14 protein-coding genes are annotated in these 12,972 nt (G+C 69.0%); 4 read left to right on the top strand and 10 right to left on the bottom strand.

The features are described from left to right. Position 1 precedes the first annotated feature (1 nt). From flgH to flgB, 7 genes are all read right to left on the bottom strand, one after another. The gene (flgH, locus tag WS49_RS27170; protein ID WP_059535093.1) at positions 2-691 is read right to left on the bottom strand and encodes a flagellar basal body L-ring protein FlgH; all 690 of its coding nucleotides are present in this window, start codon (positions 689-691) and stop codon (positions 2-4) included. Between the two features lie 21 nt (positions 692-712). Further along, on the bottom strand, positions 713-1,501 hold the full coding sequence (gene flgG, locus WS49_RS27165; RefSeq protein WP_014895799.1) for a flagellar basal-body rod protein FlgG: 789 nt from the start codon (positions 1,499-1,501) through the stop codon (positions 713-715). Between the two features lie 35 nt (positions 1,502-1,536). Further along, the gene (gene flgF, locus WS49_RS27160) at positions 1,537-2,295 is read right to left on the bottom strand and encodes a flagellar basal-body rod protein FlgF (protein ID WP_059535091.1); all 759 of its coding nucleotides are present in this window, start codon (positions 2,293-2,295) and stop codon (positions 1,537-1,539) included. Positions 2,296-2,315: 20 nt separating this feature from the next. Further along, positions 2,316-3,557 carry a flagellar hook protein FlgE gene (flgE, locus tag WS49_RS27155; protein WP_059535089.1) on the bottom strand — a complete coding sequence of 414 codons (1,242 nt, stop codon included), beginning with the start codon at positions 3,555-3,557 and terminating at the stop codon, positions 2,316-2,318. 28 nt (positions 3,558-3,585) lie between these two features. After that, positions 3,586-4,332, bottom strand: coding sequence for a flagellar hook assembly protein FlgD (locus WS49_RS27150; RefSeq protein WP_059535087.1), 747 nt, complete (start codon positions 4,330-4,332; stop codon positions 3,586-3,588). 67 nt (positions 4,333-4,399) lie between these two features. Next, positions 4,400-4,825, bottom strand: a complete 426-nt coding sequence (gene flgC / locus WS49_RS27145) for a flagellar basal body rod protein FlgC (RefSeq protein ID WP_059535085.1) — start codon at positions 4,823-4,825, stop codon at positions 4,400-4,402. A 34-nt stretch (positions 4,826-4,859) separates the two neighbouring features. Then, positions 4,860-5,348, bottom strand: coding sequence for a flagellar basal body rod protein FlgB (flgB, locus tag WS49_RS27140; RefSeq protein ID WP_059535083.1), 489 nt, complete (start codon positions 5,346-5,348; stop codon positions 4,860-4,862). A 206-nt stretch (positions 5,349-5,554) separates the two neighbouring features. On the opposite strand from flgB, the gene flgA reads away from it, so the two are divergent. From flgA to WS49_RS27125, 3 genes are all read left to right on the top strand, one after another. Continuing rightward, a complete protein-coding gene (gene flgA, locus WS49_RS27135) occupies positions 5,555-6,814 on the top strand; it encodes a flagellar basal body P-ring formation chaperone FlgA (RefSeq protein WP_059535082.1) in 1,260 nt (419 codons plus the stop codon). 118 nt (positions 6,815-6,932) lie between these two features. Continuing rightward, positions 6,933-7,265, top strand: a complete 333-nt coding sequence (flgM, locus tag WS49_RS27130) for a flagellar biosynthesis anti-sigma factor FlgM (RefSeq protein ID WP_059535080.1) — start codon at positions 6,933-6,935, stop codon at positions 7,263-7,265. An 85-nt stretch (positions 7,266-7,350) separates the two neighbouring features. Beyond that, complete coding sequence (locus WS49_RS27125) at positions 7,351-7,791, top strand: flagella synthesis protein FlgN (protein WP_059535134.1); 441 nt, start codon at positions 7,351-7,353, stop codon at positions 7,789-7,791. A gap of 111 nt (positions 7,792-7,902) precedes the next feature. Here WS49_RS27125 and WS49_RS27120 read toward each other — a convergent pair whose 3' ends face one another. Continuing rightward, entirely contained in the window at positions 7,903-9,753 is a 1,851-nt protein-coding gene (locus WS49_RS27120) for a M24 family metallopeptidase (RefSeq protein WP_059535078.1), read from the bottom strand. Positions 9,754-10,155: 402 nt separating this feature from the next. Between WS49_RS27120 and WS49_RS27115 the strand changes: the two genes are divergently transcribed. Beyond that, positions 10,156-10,986, top strand: coding sequence for a helix-turn-helix domain-containing protein (locus tag WS49_RS27115; protein ID WP_059535073.1), 831 nt, complete (start codon positions 10,156-10,158; stop codon positions 10,984-10,986). A 48-nt stretch (positions 10,987-11,034) separates the two neighbouring features. On the opposite strand, the gene WS49_RS27110 is transcribed toward WS49_RS27115, so the two are convergent. Both WS49_RS27110 and WS49_RS27105 read right to left on the bottom strand, forming a co-directional pair. After that, complete coding sequence (locus WS49_RS27110) at positions 11,035-12,276, bottom strand: multifunctional CCA addition/repair protein (RefSeq protein ID WP_059535071.1); 1,242 nt, start codon at positions 12,274-12,276, stop codon at positions 11,035-11,037. Continuing rightward, positions 12,273-12,920: a glutathione S-transferase family protein gene (locus WS49_RS27105; RefSeq protein WP_059535069.1), complete on the bottom strand. Its 648-nt coding sequence runs from the start codon at positions 12,918-12,920 to the stop codon at positions 12,273-12,275. The genes WS49_RS27110 and WS49_RS27105 overlap by 4 nt, the downstream gene beginning before the upstream one ends. Positions 12,921-12,972 lie beyond the last annotated feature (52 nt).

The following is a 12,972-nucleotide window of genomic DNA, read 5'->3' as shown; positions in this document are numbered from 1 at the left end:
GTCACCACGGTGCGATGTTGAGGAAGAAGCGCTGCAGCCACCCCATCGTCTCGGCTTCGTTGATGTAGCCCTTCGCCGAGTATTCGATCCGCGCGTCGGCCACCTGCGTCGAGTAGACCGAGTTCGCGCCCGAGATCGTGTTCGGGTTGACGACCCCGGAGAAGCGCACGAACTCGTTGCCCTGGTTGATCAGCATCTGCTTCTCGCCGCTGACGACGAGATTGCCGTTCGGCAGCACGTTGGTGACGGTCACCGTGATCGTGCCGTTGAACGTGTTCGCCGCGCTGGCGCCGCCGGTCGCCGCGAACTTGTTGTTGCCGGCCGCCGACAGGTTCGCCTTCGCGAACAGCCCGCCGAGGAAGCCGGCCGTCGGCACGTTGAAGCTGGTGTCGCCCGCGCGGTTGGTGTTCGCGCCCGACGACTTGGTCGCGTTGATGTTCTCCGCGATCACGATCGTCAGGATGTCACCGACGTTGCGCGGCCGCTGATCCTCGAACAGCGGCCGGCCCGCGTAGCCCGGGTTGTAGATCGAGCCGGGCGCCTGCATCGCCATCGGCGCCGGCGGCTGCGCCGTCATCGGCTGCTGGATGATCGGGTCGCGCGGAATCTGCGCGCAACCGGCGAGCGCGGCCACCGCGACCGCGCACGCGGCGCGGACGGAGGCTGACGGGAGGAGGCGAACCTGCTTCATGGCGACGACGGGACTTTCCGGTTAGCTCTTCATCTGCGTGACGGTCTGCAGCATCTGGTCGGACGTCGTCACGGCCTTGCTGTTGATCTCGTACGCGCGCTGCGTCTGAATCATGTTGACGAGCTCCTGCACGACGTTCACGTTCGACGCCTCGACATAGCCCTGGTTGAGCACGCCCGCGCCGTTCAGGCCCGGCTGCGACACGTTCGGCGCGCCCGACGACGTGGTCTCGGCGAACAGGTTCTCGCCCTTCGCCTCGAGGCCGGCCGGGTTGATGAAGGTCGCGATCTGCAGCGAGCCGATCTGCACCGCGTTGCTCGAGCCCGGCTGCGTGACCGACACGACGCCGTCCTTGCCGATCGTCAGCGACTGCGCGTTCTGCGGCACGGTGATCGCCGGCAGGATCTGGTAGCCGCTCGACGTGACGAGCTGGCCCTGCGCGTTGGTCTGGAACGAGCCGTCGCGCGTGTATGCGTTCGTGCCGTCCGGCATCAGCACCTGGAAGAAGCCCGCTCCGTTGATCGCGACGTCCTTCGAGTTGCCGGTCTGCGTGAGGCCGCCCTGCGTGTACAGGCGCTCGGTCGCGACCTGCTGCACGCCGGTGCCGAGCTGCAGGCCCGACGGCAGTTCGGTCTGCTGCGTCGAGTTCGCGCCCGGCTGGCGGATGGTCTGGTACAGCAGATCCTCGAACACCGCGCGCGACGCCTTGAAGCCGTTGGTGCTGGTGTTCGCGAGGTTGTTCGAGATCACGTCCATCTGCGCCTGCTGCGCATTCATGCCGGTGGCGGCGATGTAGAGCGATCGGTTCATGTTGAATCTTCTCCTGGTAGCGAGGGCCGTGCCGCTCAGCTGAAGTTGAGCAGCTGGTTCGCCGACTGCTCGTTCTGGTCGGCCGTCTGGATCAGCTTGGACTGCAGCTGGAACGCCCGTGCGTTGTCGATCATCGCGACCATCGCGGTCACCGGGTTCACGTTGCTGCCTTCGAGCGAATTCGGCGTGACGACCACGTTCGGATCGGTGTCGGCCGGATTGCCGTCGGCGGTGCGGAACAGCCCGTCGTTGCCGCGCGTGAGCGTGGCGGGGTCCGGGTTCACGAGCTTCATCTGATCGATGATCGCGACCGCCGTCGGCGGATCGCCCGGCATCAGCGCCGACACCGTGCCGTCCTTGCCGATCGTCACTTCCGCGTTCGGCGGCACCGAGATCGGGCCGCCGTTGCCGATCACCGGCAGGTTGCTCGCGTTGACGAGCTGGCCGTTTTCATCGACGTGCAGGTTGCCCGCACGCGTGTAGGCCTCGCTGCCGTCGGCGGCCTGCACCGACAGCCAGCCGGCGCCCTGCACGGCGACGTCGAGCGGGTTGCCGGTGCGCGTGATCGGGCCCGGTGCGTAATCCGCGCCGGGCGTCGATGCGAGCACGTAGGTGCGCGTCGTCGTCGGGTCGATGTTGCTGCCGTCGCCGAAATTCATCGGCACCGCGCGATAGGTCGCGAGCTGCGCGCGAAAGCCCGTCGTCGACGCGTTCGCGAGGTTGTTCGCGACGATCGCCTGCTGGTCGAGCGACTGCGACGCGCCCGTCATCGCCGTGTAGATCAGTCGGTCCATGGCTGCCGGTTATCCGCGCATTACAGGTTGATGAGCGTCTGGTCGACGGTCTGCTGCGTCTTGATCGTCTGCGCGTTCGCCTGGTAGTTGCGCTGCGCGGTGATCAGGTTGACGAGCTGCGACGTGAGGTCGACGTTCGAGTTCTCGAGCGCGCTGCCCTGCAGCGAACCGTGGTTCGTGCTGCCCGGCGACGAAATCTGCGGCACGCCCGACGCGGACGATTCGGCGTACTGGTTGCCGCCGAGGTTGACGAGCCCGTTCGGGTTGTTGAAGTTCGCGAGCACGATCTGGCCGAGCACCGACGTCTGGCCGTTCGAGTAGTTGCCGGTCAGCTTGCCGTCGGCGCCGATCGAGAAGGTCGTCAGCGTGCCGCTCGCATAGCCGTCCTGCGCGAGGTTGTTCACGCCGTCCTTGCCGCCGTACTGCGTGGTGCCGGTCAGGTCGAGCGTGAGCTGCTGCGGCGTCGCCGAACCGTCGGTGTTCGGGACGGTGAACTGGAACTGGCCGAGCGAGGCGGTCGGCGCGGCCGGCGTGCCCGTCGTCGTGCTCTGGATCGCGCCGGACGAGTTGAACGTGACCGTGCCGAGGTCCGTCGTGGCGCCGCCCTGCACGCCCGCGTAGGCTTCCCACGTGCCGGCCGCCGACTTCACGAAATACATGTTGACCGCCTGCGAGCCGCCGAGCGAGTCGTACACCTGGATCGACGTCGAGTAGTTGTACGTCGTGGTGTCGGTCGCGCTGAACGGCGTCTTGGTCGGCACCGTGTCCTGCGAGTTCAGGTTGAACTGGCCGGCGATCTTGGTCGTCGCGGTCGGCGCGATGTTGCTGGTCGGCGCTTGCAGCGGCACGGTCTGCGCGGTGTTGACCACGCCGCCCGTGTTGGCCGCGTAACCCATCAGGTTACGGCCTTGCGAGTCGACGATGAAGCCGTTCTTGTCGCGCTGGAACGTGCCGTCGCGCGAGTACGTCGTCACGCCGTTGTTCGACATCTGGAAGAAGCCGTTGCCGTTGATCGCGACGTCGAGCGACGAGTTCGTCGTGTTGATCGTGCCCTGGCCGAACTGCTGCTGCACCGAGGCGAGCGTCGTACCGATCCCGATTTGCGTGTTGACCGACGTCGCGACCGAGTTCGCGTACATGTCGGAGAACTGCGCGGTGCTCGACTTGAAGCCGACCGTGTTCGCGTTCGCGATGTTGTTGCCGATCACGTCGAGCGCGTTCGATGCGCCGGCGAGGCCGCTCAGACCCTGTTGATAACCCATTTCGGTCTCCGTTTTCGAGAAATCTGGATCAGTTGGTGGTGGTCGTGCCGCCGGACGACGACGACGCGGTGTTCGGGAAGATCGACGCGACCTGGGTCAAGCCCACCGTCGTGCCGTTCGACAGCACGAGCCCCGCCGTGCCGTCGGCCTGCTTGATCACGCTCTGCACCTGCGCGGCCGCGAGCACGGTCGGCGCATAGGTCTTGCCGTCCGAGCCCGTGTACTGCGCGCTCACGGTGTACTTGCCGTCCGGCAGCGCGTTGCCGGCCGCATCGGTCGGCGTCCAGTTGAACGGCACCGTGCCGGCCGACTGCTTGCCTGCGTTGATCGTGTTGACGACGACGCCCGAGCTGTTCTTCACGGTGATCGTCAGGTTCGACACGTCGTTCGCGAGCGACACGCCGAACGGCGACGCCGCGCCGCTCTTCACCGCGACGCCGTTGCCCGGCGCGAGCACGTTCGTGCCGATCAGCAGCGCGGCCTGCGTCTGCTGGCCCGCCGCGAGCTGCGTCGACAGCGACGTGAGCGACGTGTTCAGCTGCGCGATGCCGCTCACCGTGTTGATCTGCGCGAGCTGCGACGTCATCTGCGAGCTGTCGACCGGGCTCGTCGGATCCTGGTTCTGCAGCTGCGTGACGAGCAGCTTCAGGAACGTCGCCTGCAGGTCGCTCGCCGACGTGCCGTTCGTCGACACGTTGTTGGTGTTCATCGTGTCGGTCGGCAGGGTCGACACGTTGGTGCCGTTGCTGCCGATCGTCGTGCTGGTGGAAGTCATCCTGGGTGGCCTTGTGTCGGAACTGTCGGGTCTGGGTCTCGGTGGGGAAGGACGCTCGGCGCGCGGCTTACGTGCCGATCGTCAGCGTCTTGAGCATCAGCGTCTTCGCGGTGTTCAGCGTCTCGACGTTGGCCTGGTACGAGCGCGACGCCGAGATCATGTTCACCATCTCCTGCACCGGATCGACGTTCGGCATCTGCACGTAGCCGTTCGCGTCGGCGGCCGGGTTCGCCGGGTCGTAGGTCGACTTCATCGGCGACGGATCGTCGACCACCCTGGTCACGCGCACGCCGCCGACGCCCTGGCCGGACGCGGTGCGCGCGCCGCCGATCGGGTCGGTCGCGAACACGACCTGCTTGGCCTTGTACGGCTTGCCGTCGGGGCCGGTCGCGCTGTCGGCGTTCGCGAGGTTCGACGCGGTGACGTTCAGGCGCTGCGATTGCGCGGACAGCGCCGAACCGGCGACGCCGAAGATGTTCATCAACGAGGGCATGGGGGCTCCTTGTTCGGGGCGAAGCGGCGCGCGCTTACGAGTTCGTCGAGATCGCGGCGATCATCGCCTTGATCTGCTGGGTCATCACGGTCATCCCGGTTTCGTAGTGCAGCGCGTTGTTCGCGAACTGCACGCGCTCGACGTCGAGATCGACCGTGTTGCCGTCGAGCGACGGCTGCAGCGGCATCCGGTACTGCGCGCGACCGTAGTCGTCGGCCGGGCCGCCCGTCGGAATCAGCTTCGCGGTGCCGGCCATGTGGCCGGGCGCCGTCGACACCATCGTCATCCCGCTCGTCACGCCGGCCGGCTGCGCCATCGGCAGCTGCGTGGCGTTGCTCGGCGCGAGGCCGCCGCCGGTCTGCTTCAGCGAGCGCGCGAGGGTCGACGCGAAGTCGACGTCGCGGGCCTGGTAGCCGGGCGTGTCGGCGTTCGCGATGTTCGACGACAGCAGTTCCTGCCGATAGGCGCGCACGTCGAGCGCCTGTCGGCCGAACGCGAATTCGGCATCGAGTTTGTCCAGCATGTGTGCGTCTCTCCGTATGAAGCGCTGCACGCCCCCTTGCGCCGGATGGCGACCCAAGGGGCTTTTTTCCATGACAGCGATGGTAGGCGTCGGGCGCAACCGGCAATCGGACGAATAACGCGGCAAAGGCCCCCTCTATTCATCGTTTGCGCGACGGCCGGGCTCCCTAGAATGCGAATCGGATCAACGGCTTCGAGGACACGGCGATGACAGGCGCACTTCGCGGAAACGACGGACGCGGCACGCGCATGGCGCGGGCGTTCGCGCTCGCCGCGGCGCTGTGGCTCGCGGTGCCGCTTGCGCACGCGGACGACGGGATGATCGTGATTCCCGGACGCGGCGAGACGGCCGAAACCGCGCTCGCGCATGCGAACGCGGCGAGCGGCGGGCAGTTCGGCGGGAATGCGGGCACGGCTTCGGGTACGGGCATGGCGATGGCGGGCGGTGCCGTTGGCGCGGGTGGTGGCGCCGGCGTGACCGGCGCGGCCTCGGCCGGCTCTGCGGCGCTGCCGGCCGGCTCGATGGTCGTGACGAGCGTCCCGCCGCCCGCCGCCGTGCCGGCACCCGCGCCGCGCCCCGTCTACGCCGCCGCGCGCACGAACGCGGGCGATGGCGCACGGCGCGCCGCCGATCCGGGTGCCGTCGCGACCGTCGTCGCCGGTACGGCCGAGCCCGCATCGAATCCCGCGAATTCCGCAAATCCCGCGAATTCCGCGCGACCGGCCATTGCCGCGCGCATGGCCGCGGCCCGGGCCGCTTCAGCCGCGCCGGCGCCGCGCGCGCCGGCCGCTACCACCAACCCGGCCCAGGCCACCGCGGCGTCCCAGCCGGCCACGCCGGCCGGCCAGCAGGACCCCGACGCGATCCGGCGCACGGCCCTCGCGTTCCTGCAGCAGCAGATCGCGGGCCTGCCGGGCAAGACCACCGCGACCGTCGCGACCGCGTTCCCGCGCGGGCTCGCCGCGTGCACGACGCTCGAGCCGTTCCTGCCGACCGGCGCGCGCCTGTGGGGCCGCACGACGGTCGGCGTGCGCTGCGCCGGCGAGCGGCCGTGGACCGTCTATCTGCAGGCGAAGGTCGCCGTGCAAGCGACTTATTACGTCGCCGCGCGGCAGATCGCGCCGGGCGAGCCGCTCACCGCGGCCGACCTCGTCGCGCGCGACGGCGACCTGACGGTGCTGCCGCTGGCGGTGATCACCGATCCCGCGCAGGCGGTCGGCGCGACCGCGCTGGCCCGGATCTCGGCCGGGCTGCCGCTGCGCCAGGACATGCTGAAGAGCGCCGCGTCGGTGACGGCCGGCCAGACGGTGCGGGTCGTCGCGGCCGGGCCCGGCTTCACGATCTCGGCCGAGGGCAGCGCGCTCGCGAATGCGGCGCCGGGCCAGTCGGTGCGGGTCAGGATGGCGGCGGGCCAGATCGTCACGGCGATCGTCAAGGACGCCGGGACCGTGGAAATTCCGCTATAGGGACGGATCGCGCCGCAAGATTGCAAAGAATTGTTTATTCGGAGAATGTCGGGCTCACGATGCTAAAGTTCGGGCCGACCCGGCCGTTATCTGGGTCATACCGTACAGGAAACCCATCGTGAAGATCGATTCCACTCCGAACCCGAGCCCACTCGCGTCGACCGGCAACGGCGCGACCCGCGCGCAATCCGGCGCGGCTTCGTCGTCGTCCGCGCAGGCGGCCGACGCAGGATCGACCGGCGGCGACACGACCGTGAACCTGTCGGGTCTGTCCGGCCAGCTGCGTTCGCTGTCGGCCTCCGGCAGCGCCGACATCGACACGGCCCTCGTCCAGTCGATCAAGGACGCGCTGAACAACGGCACGTTGACGATCGACGTGCACAAGATCGCCGACGGCGTACTGAATACCGCCCGCGACCTGCTGCAACAGCAGCGCTCGCAGGGCAACTGAGCCGGCCCGGGGCCCGTCACGCCCGGACCGGTCCCCTGGTTTGCCGGCATGCGGACACGCGTGCCGGCGCGACGAGCATGACGCGATGAGAGAAGAGCTGCTGGCCACGGTCAACGACGAACACGCGACGGTCGAAGCGTTCGCGTCCCTGCTCGCCTACGAGGAAAAGGCACTGACGACGCCGGAGCCGCTTGAAATGCTGCCCGGCATCGTCGAGAAGAAAAGCGCGTTGATCGACCGGCTCGCGCAGCTCGAGCGCACGCGCGACACGCAGTTGTCCGCGCTCGGCTTTCCGGCCGGCAAGAAAGGGATGGACCAGGCCGCCGAGCGCGATGCCCGCCTCGCCGGCCGCTGGCAGTTGCTGCTGCAGGCCGCCGAACGCGCGCGCAAGGCCAATGCGACCAACGGGATGCTGATCCGGATCCGGATGGACTACAACGAGCGCGCGCTCGCGGTGCTGCGCTCCGCGCCCGCGCCGGCCGGTGTCTATGGCCCCGACGGGCGTGTGTCGGCGCTGATGCGCTGATGCGTTGATGCGCTGATGCCCCGACTGTACCGACTGCCCCGATTCCACTGACGTACCGATCACGCCAACGCATCGCGCGGCCCTGCCGCGGCCGCGCGCCCCTTCCCCGTCTTACAGCAGCGGACACGCGGTGACCTGCGTGCCGCGTTCCACGCAAAGCCGTTCGTAGTCGCGCAGGTACGCACGCTCGTCGTCGTTCAGCAATTCGACGTCGATCAGGTCCCAGTCGTAGCCGACCGTGACGATGTTCTCGAACGCCACGGTGTCCGACGCGTCGTCGTCCGCGCGCACGATCACGATGTTCTCGATCCGCACGCCGCCCTTGCCCGGCACGTAGATGCCCGGTTCGACCGAAATCACCGCGTTCGGCACCAGCCCGTACTTCGCGCCCGGCGCGAACCGCACGCCGCCCTCGTGCACGTGGATCCCGACGCCGTGCCCGGTGCCGTGGCCGAAATCGTAGCCGTGGTCGCGGCACACCTGGCGCACCGCCGCATCGACGTCGCCGCCCGTCGCCGTCTTCGGGAAACGCGTGACGAGCCCCTTGATGCACGCCTTCAGCGCGACCGTGTAGATCTCGCGCTGCCACGGCTGCGCGACCGTCTCCGGCCGCGTGCGACGCAGCACGACGCGCGTGCAGTCCGTCGCGAAACCGGCGTCGTAGTACGCGCCGCTGTCGAGCAGCACGAGTTCGCCTTCGGTCAGCTCGACGTCGGCGCTCGCCGCCGTGTAATGCGCGAACGCGCTGTTCGCGCCGTTCGCCGCGATCGACGGGAACGTCAGCGCGACCGCCGAGCGGGCGCCGTACGCGTCGTTGATCGTGCGGGCCAGGTCGTACTCGGTATGGCGCCGCCCCGGCTCGCCGACCTTCGCCCAGCGCATCGTTTCGGCAATCGCCGCCGAACTGCGCGCGAACGCGTCGCGGAACCGGTCGAGCACGGCCGGCGTCTTGCCGGCCCGCAGCGCCTCCACCGGGTTGAAATCGGCGTGGCGCGCGTGCGGCCACACGCGGCGCACCGACTCGACGAGCGCGCAGTTGACCGATTCGAAGCCGTAACACGCGTGGTCGACCGCGAATTGCGCGAGGAAGCGCTCGAGTTCGGCGAAGTCGCGCCGGATCACGTGCAGCGCCGGATACGACGCCAGTTCGACCGGGCAGCGGTCGCAGCCTTCCGGCAGGAACAGCGCGACCTGCTCGCCGACCGCGAACAGGAAGCCCAGGTGCGACGACGCATTCGGGATGTGATAGCCGCGGCTGTTCAGCAGGTACGCGAGATCGTCCGACGCGCACGTGAAGAACGCGGTCTTGCCGGGCGCCGCGCCGGTGTGCGCGGCGAGCCGCCGGTTCAGCGCGTCGAGGTTCTGCGCGACGCTCGCGCCGGTCATCGCGTCCGGCAGCTCGAAGATCGGCCGCTCGACCACCCAGCCCGGCAGCGCGATCGCGCGGTCGATCTCGCGCTCGACGAGGCTCGTCCAGTCGAGCGACGCCGCCTGCGTGCGCTCGACCAGCCGGTCGCGCTGCGCGACGCTGATCCGCAGCGCGTCGTAGCCGACCCGCGCGAGCCGGCTCGCGTGCGCGAGCAGCCAGTCGGCCAGCGCCTGCCAGATCGTCACGTTCATCCCGAGCTTTTCGACGCGCACGCGCGCCGGATCGCACTGCTGTTCGGCCTGCAGGTGATAGCGGCCGTCGACGAACAGCACGAACGGCGGCACGCCGAGCGCCTGCGCGGTCGCCGCGCTCAGGAAGATCCCGCAGCCGGCCGAGCCGTCGAAGCCCGACAGCGCGTAGCGCGGGTTGTTGCTGCGCGGCAGGTATTCGGTGATGTACTCGTCCTGCGACGTGACCACGACCGCGTCGAGCCGGGCGGCGTCGAGCAGTCGCGACAGACCGGCCTGCGTGTCGGCGACGGACGCGTCGTACGAGGGAAGGCCGGAGAAGCTGTATTTCAGTCGATCGATCATCGGATGCCCGCTATTGATTGTTGTCGTCCGCCGGCGGCGTCACGCGCCGGCGCGTGCCTGGCGCGCCGCGGCGCCGTTCCATCGACGGATTTTCGGGAAAATTTTTGTCTCACTTAACTTTGTTTGATGCGAGCGACAGAATCTAGAGCACGCTGAAAACGAGGTCAAGCCAAAATTTTCGTAGGGCTAAAATTACCGGCGCCGCGCGCGACGGCGGCGCGGCCCCAAGCGGCCCCCCGCGGCCCCGCTTGGCGCGAGGCGGCCGGGCGCCGGCGTACGCGGTACAATGCGCCGGCATCGTCGTCCCGACGGCCGTGCTTCGTGCGATTCGCGGAATGCCGCATCCCGGCGACGGCACCGCCCCTCCGCTCGCGTTGCGACTCGTTGCCACGAAAGAGATTCATGGATTCAGACATCATGCGTATCGGCCAGCGCATTCGCCGCCTGCGCCGGGAAGCGAAGAAAACGCTGCTGGAAGTCGCGACCGAAGCGAACCTGTCGGTCGGGTTCCTGTCGCAGGTCGAGCGCCACCTCACCGGCATTTCGCTCTCGTCGCTCGTCAACGTCGCGAAGGCGCTGAACGTGCCGCTCGGCACGCTGATCGACCAGCCGCGCCAGGCGCAACCCGACTCGCACGCGGGGCGCCGCGAACCGTACGCGGTCGATGCCGCGTCGCAATGGTACGAGCGGCTGTCCACCACCTTCGACGGCAGTCAGATCAACGCGCTCAAGGTCCGGATGATGGAGGGCTACCGTTCGGAATGGGTCGCGCACGGCGGCGACGAGTTCGTCTACGTGCTGACCGGCCGGCTCTGCTACACGATCGGCAAGAAGGATTACCCGCTGTCTGCCGGCGACTCGCTGCACTTCGACGCGCGGAAGCGCCACCGCGTCGCGAACGTGGGCGACGGGCCCGCCGAAATGATCGCGGTCGGCACGCTGCCGCTGTTCGACGACAACGGTGCCGAGCTGGGATCCGAGGCGATGAAGATCAGACTGCTCGCACGCGATGCCGGCGCGGCGCCGGGCGAACCGCGCGTGAGCCGCCGCAAACCCGCACCGAAGCGCGAGCGCGATGCGGATTCGCTCGCGGCCGCGCCCGCCGACATGCCTGCCGACACGCCGGCCCGCGCGATGGCCAGGCCGGCAGCCGGGAAGCCGCGCGCGGCCGCCGGCAAACGTCCGGCTGTCGCCACCCCGGCCCGCCGCGCCGCCGCCCGCACGAAGAAATGACGGCTGGCGGCCGGGCGGCGCACCACGCCACCCGGCGCTTCCGCAGCACTATTCCCCGATCGCCAGCGCCTGCTTGACGGCCTCGATGCGCGCGCGATGCACGGCGTCCTTGATCTGCATCGCATCGTTGCCGACGCCGCGCGCGATCGCGCCCGCGTCGACGCTGCGCGCCGCCACCAGCGCCACGCGCAGCCGCTCGGCCTGCGGATACGGCTGCGTGTCGAGCCCGAGCCGGCCGCGCGCATCCGATTCGCACGCCTGCAGCATTTCGGCGAAGCGCGCGGGCTTGCGCAGCGCATCGCTGCGCTCGAAGAGCCGCACCAGCGCGGCCGCACCCATTTCCATCACGCGATGCAGGTTGCCGTGCTCGCGCGCGACCACCAGCGCGAGATCGCGGCACTCGTTCGGCACGCGCAGCCGCTCGCACAGCGGCTTGATGAGATCGACGCTGCGGCCTTCGTGGCCGACATGGCGCGGCAGCACGTCGGCGGGCGTCGTCGCCTTGCCGAGATCGTGCGTAAGCGCCGCGAAGCGCACCGGCAGCGAGTAGCCCTGCTTCGCCGCGTAGTCGACGACCATCATCACGTGCACGCCCGTGTCGACTTCCGGGTGGTAGTCCGCGCGCTGCGGCACGCCCCACAGCGCGTCGACCTCGGGCAGGATGCGCGCGAGCGCGCCGCACTCGCGCAGCACCGCGAACATCCGCGACGGCTTCGCCTCCATCAGCCCGCGCGCGATCTCCTGCCACACGCGCTCGGGCACCAGCGCGTCCGCTTCGCCCGCGTCGACCATCCGCCGCATCAGCGCGAGCGTGTCGTCCGCGACCGTGAAATCCGCGAAGCGCGCCGCAAAGCGCGCGATCCGCAGGATCCGCACCGGATCCTCGACGAACGCGTCGCCCACGTGCCGGAACACACGTGCACGCAGGTCGGCCTGTCCGTCGAACGGATCGATCACCGGGCCGATCAGCGCGCCCTCCGGGCTCACTTCACGCGCCATCGCGTTGATCGTCAGGTCGCGCCGCGCGAGATCCTCGTCGAGCGTCACGTCCGGCGCGTAGTAGAACTGGAAGCCGTGATAGCCGGCCGCCGTCTTGCGCTCGGTGCGCGCGAGCGCGTATTCCTCCTGCGTGTCCGGATGCAGGAACACGGGGAAATCCTTGCCGACCGGCCGGAAGCCCTGCGCGGCCATCTGCTCGGGCGTCGCGCCCACCACCACGTAGTCGCGGTCCTGCACCGGCACACCGAGCAATTCGTCGCGGATCGCTCCGCCTACTGCGTAGATGTTCATGGCGTCGGTTCGTATTCGGCGATCACGTTGGTTTCGCGGCGCGCGGCATCGATCCAGCGCTGCACCGCCGGCAGCGCCGTCACGCGCGCGGCATACCCGGCCGCCTCCGGCGACAACGCCGGCGCATACGTGTTGAAACGCATCACGACGGGCGCATACATCGCATCGGCGATGCCGAATTCACCGAACAGGAACGGGCCGCCCGATGCCTCGATACACGCGCTCCACAGCGCGTCGATGCGCGCGACGTCGGCGAGCGCATCGGGCGTCGCGCCGCGTCCCGGCATCGACGCGCGCACGTTCATCCCCATCTGCGTGCGCAGCGCGGCGAAGCCCGAGTGCATCTCGGCCGAGATGCAGCGCGCATGCACGCGATCGAGCGGATCGGCCGGCCACATCGGGAACTGCGGATAGCGCTCGGCGAGCGTCTCGGCGATCGCGAGCGAATCCCAGATCGCGACGCCATGGTCGTCGATCAGGCACGGCACCTTGCCGGTCGGCGAATACTCGCGGATGCGTGCAGCCGTGTCGTCGCGGCGCAGCTCGATTGCGATCTCGTCGAACGGGATGCCGAAATGCGCGAGCAGCAGCCACGGCCGCATCGACCACGACGAGTAATTCTTGTCTCCAATGACGAGTTTCATGGCGGGTTTCCGAAAAGCGCGAAAGTGAATGACGGAAGCGACGACCCGCGGC

Source organism: Burkholderia sp. RF7-non_BP4 (assembly GCF_001521935.1).
GTDB classification, from domain to species: domain Bacteria; phylum Pseudomonadota; class Gammaproteobacteria; order Burkholderiales; family Burkholderiaceae; genus Burkholderia; species Burkholderia diffusa.
Note: the sequence above shows the minus strand (reverse complement) of the source record. Positions and strands in the feature narration are given on the sequence as shown.